Origin of the sequence: Methylobacterium sp. 4-46 (assembly GCF_000019365.1) — a bacterium.
In the GTDB taxonomy this organism is placed as follows: Bacteria; Pseudomonadota; Alphaproteobacteria; order Rhizobiales; family Beijerinckiaceae; genus Methylobacterium.
In genome coordinates, this window is record NC_010374.1 from 1 (window position 1) to 20,019 (window position 20,019).

The following is a 20,019-nucleotide window of genomic DNA, read 5'->3' on the forward strand; positions in this document are numbered from 1 at the left end:
TTCTTTCACCCCTCGCTGGAGGCTGCCGGAGCGGCGTGAGCATGGCAGAGAAGTGCTTTAGGCAAAGCGAGTTGGAAGCCATAGCGGCAGCCTTGGGCGATACGAGTGAGGGCCTGTCGCACTCAGACATCGCCTTCATGCTTTCGAGCTGCAGGATGGAGGATACGTCCCCGGCTCTTTCGAAGCGACACCGCCTCTACAACGCTTTCGCCGCGCATCAGAACGCGACGCAAAGCCGGCGCGCTGTGCTGGCCTTCATCCGGAAAGCGATGCGACCCGAACGCTTTGTGCGCACGCCCGGGCACTACGAGCCCTTGCGAGCCAACCTCAATAATGCGCTCGCCTTTGCCGGCATAGAAGTCGACGAGGGGGGTAACCTGCGCTCCGTAGACAAGGCGCAGACACTCACCGAGGCGCAGCGGCGAGCGCGGGATCTGCGAGCTGATCTCGCGGGCCGCGGGATACACCCGGACGTGCTAGCGTTCTGCCGTGCCGAGTTGCTGGCCGACAATTACTTCCATGCAGTTCTAGAAGCGACGAAGAGCGTTGCCGACAAGCTTCGCTCGCGCACTGGCCTAACGGAGGATGGGGGTCCGCTTGTGGATCGCGCCTTGTGCGGAGACCCGCCTCTGCTGGCGATCAATGACCTGAGCAGCGACAGCGAGAAGAGTGAGCAGCGCGGCTTTGCGAACCTCGTCAAAGGTGCCTTTGGCATGTTCCGCAACGTCACTGCGCACGAGGCTCGGGTCCGCTGGGCTATGCAGAAAGCTGACGCCGAGGATCTGCTGACACTCGTCTCCCTGATCCATCGCCGGCTGGACGCCTGTTGGATGCCGCGTCGCGCTTAGGCGCACCTCAAGCGCCCTCGATCTCCTGCAGGCATCCGCTCGATCTTAACCGGACGGCAACCGGGGATGGAGGAGATATCCTCTCGGTATGATTTGCATATCGGGAGCAGCCACATGATTACCGTCGTTGGCGGGACCAAGGGCGGGTCGGGCAAATCGACCGTCGCCACGAACCTCGCCATCATGCTCGCGGCTGCGGGGCGCGATGTGCTCTTGGTCGACGCTGACGATCAGGAAACCTCGACCGACTTCACCAACCTGCGCGAGGCGACAAGGCCTGGTGGCGCTGGGTACACTTGCGTCGCCCTCACCGGCCCCGCGGTCCGAACCGGGGTGCAGCGGCTCGCCCCGAAGCACGCGCACGTTATTATCGACACTGGCGGGCGTGACACGGTGAGCCAGCGGGCCGCCCTGTCGGTCTGCCAAACCTACCTCGTGCCGTTCGCTCCACGCTCGTTCGACGTGTGGACCCTGGATAAGGTCGCCGGGCTCGTCGACGAAGCAAGAGCCGTGAACCCGTCCCTGCGGGCCCTCGCCTTCATCAACCGCGCCGATGCGCGCGGAAACGAGAATGCGGAGGCGGCCGAACTGATCCGTACGAAGCCCGCCTTGGAGTTCGTTCCCGCTGCTCTCGGGACCCGGAAGGCCTACGCGAACGCCGCAGCGTCGGGCCTAGCCGTAACTGAGCTGAGACCACAGGACCCCAAGGCCAGCGAGGAGATCGCAGCCCTGTTCGGGTATCTCTTCGATATCCCTGCAATATCCAACAGACATTAAGGCAGGAGCTTGAGCATGGCCCTCACCGCACGCCCCGTCCGCCCCGCTCCAAAGCCGGCCCACGATGTCGACGCCTTCATTCAGAAGGGAGGCAGCGTCCCAACTGGCTCGGCCGAGGAGAGGCCCGGCAAGGCTCCGCAGCACCCTCTGAAATTTCCACCTGGCGACCTGTTTGACCGGCTCGAACGCGCTCGGGAGGCCAGCGCAGTGAAGTTGCCTCGGAACACCTGGATCTTGCAGGCCATTGCAGAGAAGCTTGAGCGGGACGGCAGATAGAGATCGGCAGCACCTCCGCGAGACGCCTTACGAATACCGTAACGGTATTAAATGCGTATGGGCCGGATATCCGGCGCATATCTATTTGGTGCCCGCGTCGGTGCACAACTGCGCCCTCTGATAGCCGGGTCGTCCTGCGGAGCTATGGGCCTGTTCGCTGTGCCGAGCCGTCGAGGCGCAGAGGGGGCAGTTCCGATGGCGATGGGGTCCCCCGAGCTGCAACTCGACCGCACTCCCCACCCGCGGGCCAATTCTGAGGACCTCGCGCGCTTGATCGAGGGCGGCGCCGACAGTGGGTTCGCTCGCCCTCTCACCGTAGCACCCGCCGGCGCCGATCGCCGCGGCGCCTAGAGGTGCCTGAGCATGTCTGGACCGCGCTCAAACTGAAAGCGGTCGAGCGCAAGGTGTCAGTCACGGATCTCGTAATCGAGGTGCTCACGCCGAAGGGATATGGCGACATCGATCTTGCCGCCGTGCTGGAGTAACAGCCGCCACAATTAGAAGTGCTGGCCGCATGGCGCTGAGGCGCGCGAATCTCAACCGCTCTCTACGAATCTCGGCCTGGCGCGACGGCAAAGCGGTCCTGCCGTTCTCGGCAGCTCTGCCTCGGTGCCGCTGGCCGCTCTGGGATCAGGACAGAACACCCTTCCGTAGCCGTTCCAGGGCTGCCTCGAGCGGCGAAGCGGTCTCTGCCGGATTCTGCTCACCCATAAGCAGACGGCTTCCGCCTAGGTTTTGATTATGGGCGAGTTGAGCGAGCGGCCGAGGCTCCCCGGAAACGTTGAGGGGTGTGCGGCTCGTAGGATTGCCCTGGACGGCCGGACGCGGCTCCGAACGGGAAATGGACCGGCGAGCTGGCGCCGGGACGCCACGGGCGGCCTGAGCCCGCGCATTGGCCTGCGTGAAGGCCAGGCCGTACTCCTCCCCAAACCGGAACAAGATCGGCCGGCGGTGCAGCCCCTCCTCCGTGCGCTGGTATCGCTTGCCGGTGTCCGGCTCGTACCGGGCGAGGAACCCGACCTCGACCAAGGCACCGATCGCGCCCCGTACCCGTGCCTCCGTGAGGCCGAGGGCGTCGTGCTCGGCGAGCGCCCTCCGATCGATTGGGAAGGCCGTCAGGAGCCGCATGGGTGTGCTCCAGAACCGCCCTAGGAAGGCTGCCAAGGCGAAGGCCGCCTCCCGGTTACGGAAACCCGCCAGCGCCCCTGTGAGGCGATCCTGGACCCCCCGAGGCAGCTTGTATGGCCCCGCCGCGACCGGTGCCCAAGGTCCGCGTGAGCGGCGTTCCGGCGGGAGGGGGCGGCCCCTTGTGGGGACCTGCCCTGCGCTCGAGACGTGCAACATCGTTCAGCCCTCATCGGGCCGCGGCAGATCGATCGGACGCACCATGTGATGGTCCGTCTCCAGGCAAAGCCTCACCGTTGCCGGACGCGGGTTCCGGCTTGACTCCCGAGGGAGTGTCTGGCGATATCGGGAGCGACGAGCTTTTCGATATCGCCGCTTCGGCGGCTCCACGGCCCTACTCCCGGCAAGGAGTGGGGCCGTTGGCTTTTCAGGGTCTCACTGCGGCGGCGGTGGTCTCCTAAGTGGCGACTCGGCGGGACTGCCGAACGCCTAATCGCGCATCAGGCCCGAAGCGGGACTGAAGGTCAAACGCGGGCCACGCCGTTCCTGTCGCGGCGGGCCTGATGCGAGCGACCGGTCGCTTTCACGCGGCTCATAGGAGCTTGATCATAGCGCGCGAGGAGCGTGCTCCACGCCTCAAGGCCGAGCTGCTGCACCGACGTGTTCTCGTCGACGGCCAGGTGGCGCAACCGGGCGCGATCGGCCTTGTCAACCAGAATGGTCAGGGGAACGAGTGAACGGATCGAGGTACCCTCGACCGTTGGTGAGTTTCCTGCTCCGAGGACTAGCACTCGACACCTCCAAAGAACGACATCCAGGGCACAAAGTAGCTATCTATGTAGGAGGCTCGTGTCGGCTTGAAGTCTGCCTCCGGCTCTCAGCGGCGTTTAACTAACACAGACACTCACATGGTCCATAGTTATTTCTGAATATACCTCGTTTAACGGTTAGATCCGGCACCAATATTCTGATCTCTGAACCAAATTTAGTTCACGTACCGAACTAAATTTAGCTCGCGTGCCCCCTAAAAAACTTGATACGATAGTCAAGCTGGATAAGTTTGTTTCATACCGCGCTAAATTTAGCGCGCGCCTCCCCAATCCCATTTCTGTTTCAGAGGTTGATTTTTTGTCGGGCTAGTGCTTTTCGGCAAAGTGAACGAAAAGGCGACGGGTGGTCACGATGCAACCGAGCGGAGTCGTGCTGCTGCCTGATCAATGCCGGGCTGCGCGCGCTTTGATCGGCTGGTCCAGAGAGGATCTGGCGAAGCACTCCGGGGTCGGAGCCTCGACCCTTTCTGCCTTTGAGGCTGGCACCCGTGCGCCCTACGCGCGCACGCTCGCTGACGTGCGGCGCGCTCTAGAGACGGCCGGCGTGATCTTCATCTCGGCCGACGGGGCCGGCGGCCCTGGCGTGCGGCGCTTCAAGGAAATGGACCGTGCGTAGATTTCCGAACGACATGCTTCCAAAAGAGCAAGCTGACAAACACGATTATATCAGTTTTTCTGATCGCCAGGAATTAAGAACTTTAACACACGAGGCTCCCAATATTTTAAACACTCAAGAAGCCATGATATATTTGTTCACTAAAAAAATCGAGAGGCGTAGGAAAATAGATAAATTTCGATCTGGTCAGCATGTAGAAACTAGTCGTTATTGGCATCCTTGGCAAAAACCAGCACCTTGTTTAGATATAGATAACTTCATATGCGCTTTGATGGACGGTGATCTTTACATTAATGAAGGCAGAAAGAGAAACATTATCAAGCTCACTATTATTTCTAAAGAAGAATTGAGGAATATAGGACACAAGAACGGTGACTTCATAGAATATGTGTGCCCATTCGAATATATCAGGATTTCGTTATCTAGAGCGGTCGGGTTAGCATACGACGATCTGGCGGCTGCTAGGTACAATAAAAATAACAAATCGGTACTCAATGATCTTGTTGACCTGCAGAGTAGTTTAGGTTTATCACTAAGAAGTGCTGAGACAGCTTTGCAAATCATGCAAAAATCCAAAAACTTTGGACCAAAGGATTTATATTTAGACAAGGTAAAACTGTTCGGCAGGGGAATTGAAAGAAGAAACGACAAATATTATCTCACTGAGTGCGTCAGGCTACTGTGTGAAATGCTTGAAAAAGTAGATAATGATATTACTTCCATGATTAAACCAGGAAGAGGCGAGCATACATGGTGGGTATCATTCGTAATTAGCTGCGGCATCATGTGGAATACGTTGACGGGACGAAAGCCAACCAATAGTGATATTTTTGAACGATTTGTTAAATCGGCCAGCAGAAGTTTGGGGTCGCATAAAGAAAACTTCGATAGTCAAATCAAAACAGCGCTGAGGAAAGAAGAAACACTGCCTGATTGGTGCAGATTTGACTCTGAAATCAAGGGCGTATTGCCGTCGGGATCCAATCCCGTCCGGTTCTTGACATGCGAAGAATTCAATTTAAAACTTAACCGCTGGAAGTTGAATATTATCTCCATCCTTGAGCGAGAGGCCGCAGGTGATGAATCGGCCTCCCAAGAGTTTCATCTTAGGTACCATATGGCTCTAGATAAAGACAAATTAGAAATGCGAAAAATTTATGAGGAGTTTCACTTCAATAAGAAAGCTTCACTGGATATTTGATCTGACACTCTGCAGCGTGCAATAGCCCTGCCTACCACCCTCTTTTCTGCTGAAGTGAAAAGAGGGTGTGGCTGGCTCTGCATTGCGATCTGGATCGAGTCCGTGCCGTCCGCGAATGTCACACCATCGTATTCAAGCGACGGTGACTGATGATGGTTGACGGTCCGAGTATTGAAACTGGGGGCCTGCTGAACGAAGTGCAAGCGGCAGAGATCGTCGGTCTCTCTGCTCGAACATTGCAGGCTTGGAGAGTCCGTGGGTTTGGGCCGCCTTACTTCAAGGCTGGCAAGGCTGTTCGATATCGCCACGGTGATGTTCTTGCCTGGATAAGGACGCGCACCGTCTCTCCCGATCAGGGGGGCTATGACTCGATGTCGGAAACGGGAGGGCTTCTGTAATGGCAGAGCGTCCCACTCCGAGGTTGCGCGCAAGACGCATTGGAACCGATTTTCGGCCTGTAGGCACCGATGTATGGTGTGAATACTGCGAGAAGGTTCACCACCACGGGTTTGGTGGTGGCCTCCGTGTGGCTCACTGCACCCGCGCCGAGTCTCCCTACAAGGTGACAGGCTACGATCTGGATATGCAAGGACAGGTTGCGAGCTCTTCCGAGCTAGTGCCTACGGCCATTTTCGCTGGCCGACAGCGCCTGTCAGAGATCTTGGATGAGCTCTCCACCGACATCCGAGCCGTGATCCTTCATGCCGCGCTCGGGAGGCGTGGACGCCGATCGACTTTCCGGCTGCGTGTTGATCGCGCTCGGGTCACCGTCGCCGGTGATAGCTGGTGGATCGACCCTGACGCATTCCCTGCATCCTCGGCTCAGGGCAGCTCTCCTGTGCGGAGCTCACGCAGGCTCGCGGGGTGTGGGCTCATCGGCCTCCTTGCGACGCTCTACGGCATCTCACACGGCACCGTTGTCATGCGGCTCCTCCACGCACTGGCTCCGGGAGCATTCGATGCTCAGGGTTGGCTGGAGATCTCGGCAGCTGCCCAAGCCTCGATCGAGCGTTGCCGTTCTGGCCGGGACGGTGCGCGGTGAAGCGACGTCAGGTGGCATTCGCACGGATCGCCTCGGCGGCGCTAACCAGCGCCGATGCGATCGTGACGCGGTGGCTCCCGGACGGCCGCCGCGAGGGGCGGGAGTGGGTTGCCCGGAACCCGAAGCGCTCCGACAGTCGGCCGGGCAGCTTCAAGGTCAACCTCGGATCGGGGCGATGGGGTGACTTCGCCACCGGCGATAAGGGCGGTGACCTGATCGCGCTCGCCGCCTTCCTCTTTGACCTGAAACAGGATGCGGCGGCCCGCAGCGTCGCCGAGATGCTGGGCGTAGACGCGTATGAGTAGTGCTCCCTTTGCCCCGCTCTCGGCCGGGACCCCGAAGGATGCGGGCAAGGGCCCCTTGTCGGATAGGTTCCTGCCCGTCGCGCCCGTGCCGAAGGACGCTCCCGCCCCATTCAAATGGCATCCGACCCACGGCGAGCCGGTCGCACAGTGGACGTATCCCGACGCGAGCGGCGAGGTGCTGGGCTACGCCTGCCGCTTCGTCCGACCCGATGGGAGCAAGACCTATCAGCCGCTGACCCTGTTCCGCGAGGTCGCCACCGGTACCCTCAAGTGGAAGTGGAAGGCGTGGCCCGATCCCCGGCCGCTCTACGGCCTCGACCGCTTGGCGGCCCGCCCAGACGCGCTCGTGGTCCTGTGCGAGGGCGAGAAGGCGGCGGACGCAATCCGCGAGCTGGTGCCCGAGTGCGTCGGGGTCACGAGCCCGAACGGCAGCAAGTCCGCCGGCAAGGCCGACTGGAGCGTTCTCCAAGGCCGGCGCGTCGTGGTCTGGCCTGACGCTGATGCGCCCGGCCTGGAGTACGCCTCGGCCGCCGCGAGGCTGATCCTCGCGGCCGGCGCCGCCTCGGTTGCGCAGATCGAGCCGCCCGCCGGAGCCGGCGACGGCTGGGATGCTGCCGATGCTCTGGCGGAGGGATGGACGCAGGACCGCGTCCGGAGCCTCGTGGCGGACGCGGGGCCGATCGGGCGGCCCGAGGGCCCGATGCCGGCTCCCATCTCCCCCAAGGCCGCAGCACCGACCACCGAGGCGCCCGCCGAGGACGAGGGCAAGCGTGGCCCGGGCCGCCCATCCATGCAGGATACCCTCCTGGCTATCGCCGAGGAGTTCGAGCTCTGGCACACCCCGAAGAAGGATGCCTATGCCTCGATCCCGATGCCCATGGGCCACCGCGAGAACTGGCGGCTGCGGGCCGACGCCTTTGCCCGGTACATGCGCCTGCGCGCGCACGAGGCGACCGGACGCATCCCCTCGAAATCGAACCTGGAGGAGGTCGTTGGCCTCCTCGAGGCGCGCGCCATCGCGTACGGGCCGCAGCGAAAGGAATGGCTGCGTGTCGGTCGGCAGGACGGGAAGTTCTACCTCGACCTCGGATGCGCCCGCTGGCGGGCCGTCGAGGTCGGCGCCCGGGAGGTGCGCATTCTCGACAGCCACAGCCTGCCCTTCGTGCGGCCGGAGGGATTGCAGCCGATGCCGGAGCCGGAGTTCGCCTCGGATAACAGCCTGCCGGAGATGCTGGCCCCCTTCGTCAACGTGGGAACCGAGACCGACCTCCACCTCATCATCGCGTGGACCCTGGCAGCGCTGTGCGCGTCGGATGAGTTCCCGCTGTTGGTCCTGAACGGCGAGCAAGGGACGGGTAAGTCCACCCTGACCCGGCTGCTGCGGTCCATCGTGGATCCGCATGCGGCCTCGATCCTGTCGCCGCCGAGTGAGGACCGCGACCTCTTCGTGACTGCACAGCACACGCATGTCGTGGCCTTCGACAATCTATCGAAGGTCGAGGGCTGGATGAGCGATTGCCTCTGCATGCTGTCAACTGGCGGCCAGATGGCGAAGCGTTCAATGCACACGAACAGCGAACTCACCATCCTCGACGCAACCCGGCCGGTGATCCTCAATGGCATCCCCGCCCTCGCCGAGCGGGCCGACCTCGCGGACCGCTCCGTAACCGTGCGGCTGCGGCCAGTGCCGGCCGGCGAGCGGCGGACCTCGGTCGATATCAAGCAGGATTGGGAGGCGGTTCTCCCGCACGTCCTCGGCGCCTTCCTCGAGGCCATGAGCACCGGTCTGCGCCGGATGCCCGAGGTTCGGCTCAAGAACCCGCCTCGCATGGCTTGGTTCGCGCACTTCATGGTCGCCGCAGCGCCAGGGCTCGGCCTCGACGGTGATGCCCTGTTTGGCGCCTACCGAGCCATGCTGAGTGAGCTGTCGAGCACCGCGTTCGGCAACAACCCGGTTGCCCTGGCTGTCGTGGCGATGATGGGCGAGTTGCCCGAGGGCGAGTGGACCGGCACCCCGACCGAACTCCTGGAGGCACTGTCTGATCCGAAGTGGGCCAAGGATGAGGTTCGGCGGGGCTACACCTGGCCTAAGACGGCGCAGGCCCTCGGAACCGCCCTCACCCGCATCGCTCCGGCCCTGCGCGATCGCGGCATTGATGCCCGCTCCAGGCACTCGGGCAAGACCGTCTGGGAACTTCGCAGGCTGACATGACCTGGCTTCGGCCAGGGTTCCTCTCTCCCCGCTCCCCTTCACTCCCCCAGGACCGCACGCCTTCCACACGGGATTGCAGGAAGGGACTGGGCGATGGTGGCGGCCACTGGCGGGGATCCGGCGCGCCGTCTCCTGGGAAGCGCCTCGGGTCCTTCCGGCCTCCTACAGGACTCGCGGGCGACAAGCACCCCCGAATTTTCTAGTAACGCAGACTCAAAATCAGGGCTAACGATGCAAACAGATCCCAATCGGCCTCCCATGATCAAACAGGACGGAGTGTTCTTGACAGTATCAGAGCTCTCAGAGCGCGATAAAATCTCGAAACCGACAGTATCTTTGCATATCAAGCGGCTATGCGAGCGACATAATCTTGAGGTCGAGCGCGACGCACGGGGCCGGGTGCGTCGGGTCAATTCGGCGATGTATGATCTGCTCCGCGAGCGCTACGGCGATCCGAGTAAGGCGCAAGCGCCCAAGTCGGTCGAGTTGATGCGGTCGGCGGACGACAGCTATGACGAAGCGACACGGCGGCGCGCCTGGTACGACGTCGAGAAGCGCCGGCTGGAGGTCGACGAGCTGCGCGGCGCGCTGGTCCGGCGCGACCGCCTCGTCGCCGCCGTCACCGCGTGCGGGGAGGCGCTTACGCGCTCGCTCGATCTCCTGTCGCAGGAGGCCGATAGCCTCGCCGAGGTCCAGGCCCGCGAGGGTGATCACGGCCTGCGCAAGGCTCTGCGCGCGCTCGGCCGGCGCATCCGCGAGGAGCAGGCAGCCGCGCTCACAGCGGTTGCTAAGACAGCGGCGCAGTATGATGAGCCGCTACCCGACGAGAGTACCCCGCATCATGGAAGGCTGATGGAAGGCCAACATTCGCCCTAAGCCTTTGATTAGGCGGCATTTGGAAGGCTTGGAAGGCTGTTTTTTCTTTTATCGGGAGAAAATAGAAGAATGAAAGGGAAAGCTGACCGCCCGGGAAGCCCCCGGAGGGCGTGCGGATCGGGTGGTTAGGGGGACCGGGGGAGAGATAAAGGGGGGAGAGGGAATTATAGAGACAAGGCTAGAAGCCCTCCGCAGCCTCCAAGGCTTCCAGCCCCACAAATAATCCAAGCACATCAACATCTTAGATCGGACCGAGGGGCATTCGGGACGTGAAGCCTGGCCTTCCGCAGCCTTCCGAGCCTTCCAATGGGTGCACGACAGCGTTCTCGGCGCGACGCAGGAGACGACCGGAGGCCGGATGCGTATCGCAGACACGCGCGCACGAGGCCCCATCATCGTCAATCGTCTGGTTAGGGCGCAAATCCGCCGAATTCACTTGGAGTTTCGACCTAGCTTACCCAGGTCGGGGATGGTGGTGTTGAGCGTCGCAGTTTCTGCGATGCCCGCAGGTGCTCGTGCACCCGCTAACCCGACAACCGAGACCTATGACAGAGATTGATCCCCCAGCGGGCGATGTCTTGCACCAGGCTTTCAACGGGCGGGTGCAGAAACTCTGGTCTGAGCAAAGAGCGGCCGGCAGCGGTGGCGTGCAAAGCGGAATTACCTCTGCCGCACCTGCCATGTCCCATCCTGCTCGCTCCTTACGGAAGGCCGAGCCTAACCCACCTGCAGGCCAGACCTCTGCCGGTCGCGATGGCACGCCCAGAGCAGGTGTCGCGACTGCACCCATGCAGCGCAAAGCCGCCACAGCTTCGCCCAGTATGGGCGGTGCGGCCTCGCCGAAGTCCGGCTACTCGGCCGAGCAGTTGTTTGCTGCGTTCGTGGTGGCGGAGCTGGGGCGGCGCGCGCCCTCAACTCGCGGAGCGCAGCCGAAGGGTTCGCACGATCCCAGTTCCCGATGGTCATCGGCCGAGCGGTCCCTGGCGGCCCTGATCACGGCAGATCTGCCGGCGAAGATGCCGGACAGATCCGAGGGCCTGCCGGTCTCCCAGTCAGAGTCCGAGCGCTCGTTCGCCGACGTCTTATCGGCTGACCTCCAGTCTAAACCGCAGGTCTAGCCTCTCAGAGCCCGTCTTTTGGCTTTCCACTTTCCTCATGTGAGTTGAGCATCTCATGCCCAAATCCAATCTGCAGACTGCGGCCGTTATTACGCTTCGCAGCGGCGCTGACATTATCTCCGAGCTTGAGGCTAGGCATCGGGCAGCCGAGCGGGATCTCGCTGGCGCCGAGACGGCCGTGCGCGACGCCGGCACCAGGTATGAGGCTGCCCTCGGCGAGGGTCGCGAGGCCGCGCTCGCAGCTCGCCGGGTGCAAGACGACGCGGAGGTCGACCGCGACATTGCGCGCCGCGCAGTCGACGTGCTGTCGCGGCAGGTGGCGGACGCCCGCGAAGCGTTGCGCGTCACTGAGATCGAGCACAGGCGGGCCGAGGCCGAACGCCTCCGGAGCGTGTTCGAAGAGACTGCGCGCCAGCAGCTCGCTGCGATGGCGGTCGGCGCCCGCGCCATCATCCGGGCCTGGGCGGAAGCCGAGCTCGCAATCGAGGCGGCTCGCCAAGTGCAACGAGCGGACGGCCCGCCAATCCCCTCTATCGAGGCATTCCGAAGCGTCCCGCGTCAGCCTCGCAGGGAAGTCCGGCGGCATCGCATCACCAAGTGGCTGCGCCCTGGCACGAACGACGCCTTCCCGGACGAGTTCGATCAGCAGATCGTCCGTAAGGGCAGCACGGGCTGGCTGCGGCACGCCGGAATGTCTGGTGGGGGGCGTGAGATTGCCGAGCGTGGCGAGTTCGACCGCATTACCTACGCCAAAGAAGTGCCGCCCATCTACGTCCCCCCGCTGGTTGAGAGCCTTTCGATCCCGGCTCTCGTCGGTGGAGAGGTCCCGGGTTGGGTGCCGGTAGAGGGTCTCACCCCGCACGGCGCCCTCGCTCGGCTCGCTGATCTGGAGCGGGCACCTCCGAGGCGGGAGCCGCAGCACGAGACCGTCGACGTGTACATATGCCGGGTCAATGGTGGGAAGGAAGGAGCCGACGCAGCCTCCTAAAGCGCGCCTGCGGCGTCGGCGCCGGGACCGGATCGGCACCAAGTGAAGCGGCCGGCCCTGATGGTGCCGGCCGATGGCCAAAGCTGGGCCGTAGCTCCCGGCAGGAGTAGGTGTCCTTGTTCTCTGTTCTCGGCCAGCGAGGGCCAGTGCGGCCCACACTATCTGGGCAAAAAGTATCTTCGTTGTCCCTCATACTCACCAGTTCGGGCGAGGCCAGTAGCAACGAGCGTCTCCAAAACCTCTGCTATGCGACCGCGGCGCTTTGCGGTGTTTCTCCCGTCAAAAACGTTGGCAAGAGCATCGGGCGGTGTGGGCGCCGGCGCCTTAGCAAGCAGGTCGCGCACTAGTCTGATCTGCTCCAGACCGTCGGTCGGCCACTTCAAACGGTCAATCGCTTCAGGGAGCTCGATGTCGAGCGTGCCAACATGCTCGCTCTCTGCTCTAGGCGCTTTCACTCCGAGTCTCGTGGTCTGATACTCGGGGCGTAACCAGCGCACCAAGCCACTCTTTTCCTCTACCGCGCGCTCTTGATTAAGTGCGAACAGCCGGTCCAGGAGCTCCTCCTCTGCCTGTTCCTGCTCCTCGGTTTTATGGGGCGATGGAACTGTCGCGCCAGGCTTGCCGACTAATACAGGGATTAAATCTTCCCATCCATAAGCGCTCAGCACAGTGCGGTCGATGTCATCGTGAATTTCTTTTAAAATAGAAATCAATCCAGCCTGGTGCACATCGAGTTCAGACTCAGTCAGTGGGACAACATCGCAGCCATTATCGAGCTCGCGCAGGCGCTCTAAATTGTTGTAGATTTCTGTCATAGTTAAGAATGAATGTGCCGCGAGGCGATGCTTGCGAAATTCGTCTAATCTTTCGCCAAGATCGTTTAGTTTACTCGATAACTCTTTGCTTAATTCAGGGAATGGGAACGGGTTAAACGTGTCAGAGTGCTGGTAGACGGGATCATTTCCTACGCCTTGACGTCCGCCCTGCGCAATTGCAAAAGCAACATGGAGGCGAGAGCTGAGAACAGCAAGAATATCTGGACGGTCAATAGTAATTGCTACGATTTTTGTGTCAGGCAATACGTTTCCACTCAAAAAAACGAAAGCACGATGTTTCGCTGTGCGGCAAGTTGCGATGTAACGCTTCTCATTTTTGAGCCCTTGGCGCATATCTTCGCATGAATCCGCATAAAGCCAGAAGCGTTCTTTTCGCCTTGGACGACGATTGTGATCTCTTTCTGGCTTAACTCGGTCTAACACAATTTGGGCTACCCTCTGGGAAGATTTTTTGACTTCGTTCCATTCATAACCATAAAGATCAATTATATACAGCCCTTGATCTCTGCGCAACAAATCGCGTCCAATTTTATAAGGCTTAATCAGGTGCCCTGCCTCGCCATCCGGATAACCTAAATTCGCCGCTTCGCTGCCTGTAAGACGAAAGCCTTCTCCTAAGGGGATAACTCCCTGGTGTGATAAACCAGAATTAGATGTTAGCTTTTTATAAGACGATACCGTCCTAGTTAAGCCTAGCTTGGAGGATATAAGACCCGCACTTGTCAAGAATTTAGCTGAACCATCAGAATTTTCTTGTATGACTCGTTGTTGAACACCTTCTTTTTCTCCGATTTCTCCTACTGTAAATGCAACTCGGACGGCAGCCGATGTATCATCATCGTTCCATGGGTGATCAGGTATTGTAAATACGACGGAACATTTTGGGTTTTCTTTAATAAAGCTCTCCACAACCGTTCGATTGAAGGACTGTGTAACTTTAGAAGTTGTTACAAAACCAAACCTGCGGGTCTCACCTGTTTTTATTGCTTGGGCCGCCTTCCACCACCAATACATAACAAAATCAACTGAGTCTGCAACTTTGGAGTTCGCCTTCCGAACGGCGGTTGCATATCCCTCGCCCAGTCGGTGGATCATCCTCTTGTTACCAATAAAAGGGGGATTCCCGATTATAAAATCTGCTTTTGGCCACGAAGCCTGCCTTAGTTTTACATATGAAAACAAAGGTACATTCGCGTCTGGATCAGGAATTTCTTCACCAGTGATCGGGTGTAGTTTTTTCGTTACGCCATCCCACCGTGAAAGTGGCCGCCCCTGTGCATCTCGAAGCGCCTCTTGCCGGTCATAAGCGATAACAGCATCCTGCTGCTTGATAGTGCCATAAGCATGCAGAATGGGTTCTGCAAGCGAGCTTAGGCCTGAAGTTTTAAGTTGCCATTTAAGGTAGCCTATCCAGAGAACCAACTCCGCGATTGGGACGGCGCGTGGATTAATCTCAAGACCATAGAACTGGCGCGGACTAACTGTTTCGCCTTCCATAATAAAACTGGCCTGATTTTCCCCTAAATTCTCTAATGCTTCTAGAACCTCACCTTCTAGGCGTTTCATTAGCTCTAAGCTGACGTATAAGAAATTCCCGGTTCCACAAGCAGGGTCTAGCACTCGGATCGTGCAGAGTTTATGATGATAGGATTTTACTACTGCTAAAGCCCCGTTATTATCGCCCTTATCACGTAATTCTTTTACTTGCCCCTGAATTAACTCCCAATCTGTGCGCAGCGGTTCAATAATTGTGGGGATCACCAGGCGTTCCACGTAGATACGTGGCGTATAATGGGCACCGAGCTTTGACCTCTCGCGAGGATCGAGCGCGCGTTCAAGCAGAGTCCCAAAGATAGCAGGCTCGACAGCCGACCAATCTTTGTCGGCAGCGATCCAAAGTTCATTGATGTCATCTTTGTCTAATGGGAGTGCTACCCGCTTTTTGAAAAGCGAACCATTAAATTTCTTAAGCGTAGCGTTCAGATGAGGTGCATAACCTCCGCTATCCATTACTGACCATAGGCTTTCTAGTGCAACAACAAAGTTCTCTGGTGTCGATCTCATTTTTCCTAAAAGATTATAAAACCCTTTATCAGGTATAAGCTTTACATCTTCAGCAAACATTGTAAATAAGCAACGCATTAGAAACTCGGCAACATCTTTTGGATCATGCTTGATTTCAAGGTGTCTGGCGATTTTTGCGAGACGCTCAGCTATGTCGCGTGTAACTTCAGCTGATATCCGTGTTGGATCGAGAGATAAAGGATCTTTCCATATTGCGCGCAATCGTGATTGGATTCTCTCTTCACGGAGATCATCCATAGAAATACGGTAGGATTGCCGGTCAGGAAAGTGGGCGTAATTCTTACCTTGTCCGGAAAAATCAGCAAAAACTTCTATAACATTCCCAACGTCAACTACTAGGAGAAAAGGTGGATAGCCGTGCTCTACGGGTAGAGCTCTGGCATAATCCTCTGCCTGTTTCCGCGCTGCAACCATTATCTGGTCCCAGCCGCGGGTTCCACGCTTCGCATGTCCAGATTTGAATTGCTTCGCATCTTCCGGAAGTAACGAAAGTTGGTTTTCTGAGAGTCTTAGTTTTTGGCGTTTGCGTGACTGTTTGGCTTCGAGAACAAACGAATTTCGGAGGTAACAGTCTATAAATCCGCTTGTGACGCTACCATCCAGATGTTTGAATGTGATTGTTCTCTCAAATACGTAATCGTTATATTGATTTTCTTCTTTGGCCATTGCAGGGCGTTCGAGGCCGAGCGCCTCACACAGGCTAATGACGAAAATCTGATAGTTGGCCCGCTCTGAGCCGCCCGAGGCTTTCGCTTCGGCGATCAAGGCTTCCAGTTTTTTGGTGTCAGTTTGGATGGTCGACATAAAGCCAAGCTAGCCGCCGAGGTCCTGGCGTGACAATGCCTCACGTGCTCGGCCGCATGTCAGAACGTCCGACGCCCACCCTGAGCAGCCGTTCGGGCTCACGGTCTTTCATGGGTATACCCATCCGAGGCGTAGCCGTGAGACGCTTTCCACGTCTTGACAGGGTTGTTTTCCGGTTTTCGAGACGTCACGTTGCGACGGTCTAGAACCAAATGAGACATCCCATGGCCCGCATCGGGTACGCCCGTGTCAGCACCACAGACCAGGACCTCGCCCTTCAGCTCGGCACCCTCAAGGCCGCCGGCTGCGATCCGATCCGCGCCGAGAAGGCCTCCGGCACCAGCACCAACGGCCGCGCCGAACTCACCACCATCCTCGACTTCATCGGCGAGGGGGACATGTTGGTGATCACCCGCATCGATCGGCTGGCCCGCTCCATCGGCGACCTGCAGGATGTGGTGCGCACCCTCAAGGCCAAGGGCGCCACCCTGAAGGCCACCGAGCAGCCGATCGACACCGGCACGGCGGCCGGCAAGGCCTTCCTCGACATGCTCGGCGTGTTTGCGGAGTTCGAGACCAACCTGCGCAAAGAGCGCCAGCTGGAGGGCATCGCCAAGGCGAAGGCAGAAGGCGTCTACAAGGGCCGACCGCCCTCGATTGACGTGGAGAGGGTGCGGGCTCTCAAGGCAGAGGGGCTCGGCCCCGCCGAGATCGCCAGGCGCCTCGGGATCGGGCGGGCCAGCGTCTACCGCGTCCTCGGCGGCGCGAAGGTCTAGGCGCTAGTGGATCAGGTCTGACGCTTGGTACCCATGTGCGAGGTCCGCTGAGGGTGGGAAGCGGCGGTTCGCCGGATGGATGCCGAGCGGCCGGATTGAGCCAATAGCGGGCTTTAGCGGTCCCACCGCACTGACTTATGCGGAAGGGTTGCGATTTGTGCGACGCGCGGCGAAGCTGGCGCTGACGCCTAAATCGAGTGGCGCGAGCGGTTGCGGCTGTCCTACCGCGAGGGGTTCGATCGCCTCGTTGCGGAGATCGATCGTACCCGATTTAGAGTAGCGGAGAGGCTAGACCTGCGCCGCTGGTACGTGAGAAGGTTTCACCCCGGATGTACGTCACCGAGTTGAGGATCGAGCGGGCCCGCTCGATCAACAGTTTCTCGATCAGATTGCCACCAGATCAGTATGCCGGGTGGCACGTCATCCTGGGCGATAACGGCGCTGGTAAGTCAACCTTCGTGAGGGCGCTGGCCCTCGCGCTGGCAGGCCCGAACGAAGCAAAGGCTCTGAGGTATCCCTTCAATTCCTGGCTCAGGGAGGGACAGGAAGGCCCCCGCATCGATCTAGCCGTCTTTGCCGAACCTGAGACGGATGGTCTCGACGGGGGAGGGCGCAGACCGCAGGGAAATCGCCTACGCGGCGGGGTCGAACTCGTGATAGAGCAGGCAGGCTTCACCAGCTCCGTTCAGGTCAACTCGATCGCCGGCTCTGGCCCCGGGGGGCCTCTCTCAAGAGGTCCGTGGGGTAAAGGAGCGGGTTGGTTCTCCGCGTCGTTCGGACCCTACAGGCGGTTTACGGGCGGGAACAGAGACTATGACCGTCTCTTCCTCACAGCTCCGAGGCTAGCCCCTCATCTGTCTGCGTTTGGAGAAGATGTTGCACTGACAGAGTGCCTAGAGTGGCTGAAGGAACTGCATGTTCTCGATTTGGAGCCGATCCCGGATCGCTCCGGCGATTTGACCCGGGGGCTGCTACCTCACCTGACCGCGTTCATCAACGGCAGCGGTTTCTTACCTCATAACACCAGGTTGAACAAGGTAACATCTCAGGACATCTCATTCATAGATGGTAATAATTCCATTATAACTGTCGAACAACTGAGCGATGGGTATCGATCCGTCCTCAGTATGACATTCGAGCTGATCAGACAATTGGTCAGGTTTTACGGAGCAGACCGCGTAACACGTCGGATTCGCGAAGGAAGCATGGAGATCGACCTCCCCGGGGTCGTGGCCATTGACGAGATCGATGCTCACCTGCACCCTGCGTGGCAACGAAAGATTGGCCCCTGGCTGCTTCGCGTCTTCCCAAACATGCAGTTCTTCGTCACAACGCACAGCCCGATTATTTGCCAAGCATCTACAAAGGGCAGTGTTTGGAGATTACCTACCCCAGGTACAAATGAACAAGGCCTTAAAGTTGAAGGTGATGCATTGCGCAGGTTAATATTTGGAAATATATTAGAGGCATACGATACAACGTTTTTCGGAGAGGGTATCGGTCGGTCGGAAGCGTCGAGAGAGCTTCTGGAGCGGTTAGCCCGCCTGAACCGAAAGGCCCTCAAGGGCACCCTCACAGCCGAGGAAAGAACCGAACGGGATGATCTTCGTGCCGCTCTTCCAACTACCTCCACCGTGGCGCAGCGCACAGGCTTGCCGGTCGAATGATCCGCCTGCCCGACCGCCACTTGACCCAGCGCGTACTAGAGGGGTTGGCACGTCTTCAGTCCGAGGTGGACAAGCTAACTGCTTACGAAGACAGGGTTCAGCACGCAAGAGCGTTGTTTAAGGCGAGCAACACGCGGACTAACCCGACATTTCGTGAAATTAGAGGTGCTCTCGACGAGATTTGCTCTGGCAACAGACGTTGTTGTTACTGTGAAGACTCCTACGCTGATGAAGTAGAGCATATATTACCCAAAGATCTGTATCCGGAGCTGACTTTCTCTTGGTTGAACTATTTGTACGCATGTGGCCCCTGCAACAGCCCGAAGGGTAGTCGCTTCGCGATCATCGACCAGAACGGAGCTCTTATAGAAATAACACGCAAGCCTAATGACCCAATTGTTCCGCCGCCACATGGGTACCCTGCGCTCATAAATCCTAGGACTGAAGATCCTTTCTTCTATATTGAGCTGGATCTCATTGACACATTTATGTTTCTGCCAAACGAGGATTTGGACGAAGTTAATTATCTAAGGGCTGGGTTCACAATTCAGCTGCTCTCACTAAACATTAGGGAGGTGCTCGTACAGTCCAGGCGGACAGCGTACGGTTCATACAGGGCTCGTTTATACGAATATAGAGATAAGAAAGCACTTGGATCTTCACAGCAAGAATTGAATGCGTTGGCGCAGGGGATCAAATCGATGGGTCAACCAACGGTTTGGTTCGAGATGAAGCGCCAAGCGGTACTGATCGATGAATTAGAGGATTTATTTGGGGAGATCCCCGAGGCGCTGAGCTGGTAGTTCGGTCCTTCGGCGAGTTCGGCGCGTGTCATGTCCGGGCGCGGCGGCCGGTGCCCCGGCAGGGCGTAGATCAGGACCAAAGCCGGTAGTGCTATATGCCGCCCTAAAGCGGGCGTTCCGAACCTCGGCTTAGGATCAGCACCGTAGATTGGGTGAGCACAGCTGGAATGTCCGAGTGGGGTCGCAAGCAGCCCTTCGCGGTGGGTGCCAGAGGCAGATTTGGAGCACTAGGGTCAAAACCCAATCAGCTTGACCGTGTATGTGTCGGCTACCGCCCCTGAGCGGACCTCTCACACCTGCTTAGCCAAGGTCCGCGCGAGGTGGTCCTCATGCTGGCGCTGGAGGTCTTCGAAGGTGACGAGGAGCGCCTCTGCCTCTTGGGTCGGCAAGCCATCCTCGCTGAGGCGAGCTATGAGCGCACGTTGCTTCGCGATGTGCTCGGCACCTTCCTCGACGTGCCGCCTGACCATCTCAAGTTCGGTTTCGCCTGCGCGCATCTTGGCAGCATAGCAGACGCGCTAGGGCTCGGAAGCACACGTCCGCTTCACCCTCAGCAGCCCTTCACACGGTCAAGCTGGTTGAGTTCAGACCCTAGCTGTCGACCAGGCAGACCTAGGACCGTATACGCCATCTGACGGCCGGCATGGTCAGGACCCTCGCTGGCCGACCGCGACAGAGCCGGTGCCGGCTATCGCGGCCTGACATGCTGCGGCTCCACGAGGGTTCTGTGTCACCCGATATTGGGAGTATATTCCGTGGATATCCCCAAGATACCCGGCCCCCCCCTTTCGGCATCCTCGTGAGATCCGGCAGAGATCGGGGCGGAGAGATGAC

At 59.2% G+C, this 20,019-nt stretch carries 18 protein-coding genes; 14 read left to right on the top strand and 4 right to left on the bottom strand.

All coding sequences use genetic code 11. From position 1 onward, the window contains the following. Positions 1–41 precede the first annotated feature (41 nt). The 3 genes from M446_RS34010 (at position 42) to M446_RS39420 (ending at position 2,386) form a co-directional block, all read left to right on the top strand. The gene (locus M446_RS34010; RefSeq protein ID WP_012290080.1) at positions 42–848 is read left to right on the top strand and encodes a TIGR02391 family protein; all 807 of its coding nucleotides are present in this window, start codon (positions 42–44) and stop codon (positions 846–848) included. 114 nt (positions 849–962) lie between these two features. After that, positions 963–1,625 carry an AAA family ATPase gene (locus M446_RS34015; RefSeq protein WP_043703289.1) on the top strand — a complete coding sequence of 221 codons (663 nt, stop codon included), beginning with the start codon at positions 963–965 and terminating at the stop codon, positions 1,623–1,625. A 629-nt stretch (positions 1,626–2,254) separates the two neighbouring features. After that, positions 2,255–2,386 (top strand): hypothetical protein, encoded by a 132-nt coding sequence (locus tag M446_RS39420; protein ID WP_012290084.1) that lies wholly within the window; start codon positions 2,255–2,257, stop codon positions 2,384–2,386. Positions 2,387–2,531: 145 nt separating this feature from the next. Here the strand turns inward: M446_RS39420 and M446_RS34020 are convergent, their stop codons facing one another. Then, the gene (locus M446_RS34020) at positions 2,532–3,029 is read right to left on the bottom strand and encodes a hypothetical protein (RefSeq protein WP_012290085.1); all 498 of its coding nucleotides are present in this window, start codon (positions 3,027–3,029) and stop codon (positions 2,532–2,534) included. Between the two features lie 521 nt (positions 3,030–3,550). Continuing rightward, positions 3,551–3,817 (bottom strand): hypothetical protein, encoded by a 267-nt coding sequence (locus tag M446_RS36425; RefSeq protein ID WP_012290086.1) that lies wholly within the window; start codon positions 3,815–3,817, stop codon positions 3,551–3,553. A gap of 409 nt (positions 3,818–4,226) precedes the next feature. Here M446_RS36425 and M446_RS34025 point away from each other — a divergent pair, with 409 nt between their 5' ends. From M446_RS34025 to M446_RS34055, 8 genes are all read left to right on the top strand, one after another. Beyond that, a complete protein-coding gene (locus M446_RS34025) occupies positions 4,227–4,472 on the top strand; it encodes a helix-turn-helix domain-containing protein (RefSeq protein WP_265576692.1) in 246 nt (81 codons plus the stop codon). After that, complete coding sequence (locus M446_RS36430) at positions 4,465–5,673, top strand: hypothetical protein (RefSeq protein ID WP_150108911.1); 1,209 nt, start codon at positions 4,465–4,467, stop codon at positions 5,671–5,673. The genes M446_RS34025 and M446_RS36430 overlap by 8 nt, the downstream gene beginning before the upstream one ends. Before the next feature lie 152 nt (positions 5,674–5,825). After that, a complete protein-coding gene (locus M446_RS36435; protein ID WP_012290089.1) occupies positions 5,826–6,071 on the top strand; it encodes a helix-turn-helix transcriptional regulator in 246 nt (81 codons plus the stop codon). A 640-nt stretch (positions 6,072–6,711) separates the two neighbouring features. Beyond that, positions 6,712–7,020 carry a hypothetical protein gene (locus tag M446_RS34030; RefSeq protein WP_012290091.1) on the top strand — a complete coding sequence of 103 codons (309 nt, stop codon included), beginning with the start codon at positions 6,712–6,714 and terminating at the stop codon, positions 7,018–7,020. Between the two features lie 175 nt (positions 7,021–7,195). Then, a complete protein-coding gene (locus M446_RS36445; protein WP_150108912.1) occupies positions 7,196–9,232 on the top strand; it encodes a hypothetical protein in 2,037 nt (678 codons plus the stop codon). Between the two features lie 258 nt (positions 9,233–9,490). Beyond that, positions 9,491–10,108 carry an ArsR family transcriptional regulator gene (locus tag M446_RS34045; protein ID WP_265576693.1) on the top strand — a complete coding sequence of 206 codons (618 nt, stop codon included), beginning with the start codon at positions 9,491–9,493 and terminating at the stop codon, positions 10,106–10,108. A 788-nt stretch (positions 10,109–10,896) separates the two neighbouring features. Beyond that, positions 10,897–11,226: a hypothetical protein gene (locus M446_RS37885; RefSeq protein WP_043703286.1), complete on the top strand. Its 330-nt coding sequence runs from the start codon at positions 10,897–10,899 to the stop codon at positions 11,224–11,226. 55 nt (positions 11,227–11,281) lie between these two features. Continuing rightward, a complete protein-coding gene (locus M446_RS34055; protein WP_012290095.1) occupies positions 11,282–12,214 on the top strand; it encodes a hypothetical protein in 933 nt (310 codons plus the stop codon). A 158-nt stretch (positions 12,215–12,372) separates the two neighbouring features. Here the strand turns inward: M446_RS34055 and M446_RS36455 are convergent, their stop codons facing one another. Next, positions 12,373–15,939, bottom strand: a complete 3,567-nt coding sequence (locus tag M446_RS36455) for a class I SAM-dependent DNA methyltransferase (RefSeq protein ID WP_012290096.1) — start codon at positions 15,937–15,939, stop codon at positions 12,373–12,375. A gap of 224 nt (positions 15,940–16,163) precedes the next feature. Between M446_RS36455 and M446_RS34060 the strand changes: the two genes are divergently transcribed. The 3 genes from M446_RS34060 to M446_RS36465 all read left to right on the top strand — a co-directional run bounded on the left by M446_RS34060 (position 16,164) and on the right by M446_RS36465 (position 19,185). Then, on the top strand, positions 16,164–16,715 hold the full coding sequence (locus M446_RS34060) for a recombinase family protein (RefSeq protein WP_012290097.1): 552 nt from the start codon (positions 16,164–16,166) through the stop codon (positions 16,713–16,715). A gap of 329 nt (positions 16,716–17,044) precedes the next feature. Beyond that, positions 17,045–18,382, top strand: coding sequence for an AAA family ATPase (locus M446_RS36460; protein ID WP_012290098.1), 1,338 nt, complete (start codon positions 17,045–17,047; stop codon positions 18,380–18,382). Beyond that, entirely contained in the window at positions 18,379–19,185 is an 807-nt protein-coding gene (locus M446_RS36465) for a hypothetical protein (protein ID WP_012290099.1), read from the top strand. The genes M446_RS36460 and M446_RS36465 overlap by 4 nt, the downstream gene beginning before the upstream one ends. 290 nt (positions 19,186–19,475) lie before the next feature. Here M446_RS36465 and M446_RS34065 read toward each other — a convergent pair whose 3' ends face one another. Beyond that, the gene (locus M446_RS34065; protein WP_012290100.1) at positions 19,476–19,682 is read right to left on the bottom strand and encodes a hypothetical protein; all 207 of its coding nucleotides are present in this window, start codon (positions 19,680–19,682) and stop codon (positions 19,476–19,478) included. Between the last annotated feature and the right edge of the window lie 337 nt (positions 19,683–20,019).

Coding starts and splice junctions, on each gene's coding strand:
- M446_RS34015 (WP_043703289.1), top strand. CDS start 963: ATGATTACCGTCGTTGGCGGGACCAAGGGCGGGTCGGGCAAATCGACC.
- M446_RS36455 (WP_012290096.1), bottom strand. CDS start 15,939: ATGTCGACCATCCAAACTGACACCAAAAAACTGGAAGCCTTGATCGCC.
- M446_RS34060 (WP_012290097.1), top strand. CDS start 16,164: ATGGCCCGCATCGGGTACGCCCGTGTCAGCACCACAGACCAGGACCTC.
- M446_RS34065 (WP_012290100.1), bottom strand. CDS start 19,682: ATGCGCGCAGGCGAAACCGAACTTGAGATGGTCAGGCGGCACGTCGAG.
- M446_RS37885 (WP_043703286.1), top strand. CDS start 10,897: ATGCAGCGCAAAGCCGCCACAGCTTCGCCCAGTATGGGCGGTGCGGCC.
- M446_RS36460 (WP_012290098.1), top strand. CDS start 17,045: ATGTACGTCACCGAGTTGAGGATCGAGCGGGCCCGCTCGATCAACAGT.
- M446_RS36435 (WP_012290089.1), top strand. CDS start 5,826: ATGGTTGACGGTCCGAGTATTGAAACTGGGGGCCTGCTGAACGAAGTG.
- M446_RS34020 (WP_012290085.1), bottom strand. CDS start 3,029: ATGCGGCTCCTGACGGCCTTCCCAATCGATCGGAGGGCGCTCGCCGAG.
- M446_RS34055 (WP_012290095.1), top strand. CDS start 11,282: ATGCCCAAATCCAATCTGCAGACTGCGGCCGTTATTACGCTTCGCAGC.
- M446_RS34010 (WP_012290080.1), top strand. CDS start 42: ATGGCAGAGAAGTGCTTTAGGCAAAGCGAGTTGGAAGCCATAGCGGCA.
- M446_RS36465 (WP_012290099.1), top strand. CDS start 18,379: ATGATCCGCCTGCCCGACCGCCACTTGACCCAGCGCGTACTAGAGGGG.
- M446_RS34045 (WP_265576693.1), top strand. CDS start 9,491: ATGATCAAACAGGACGGAGTGTTCTTGACAGTATCAGAGCTCTCAGAG.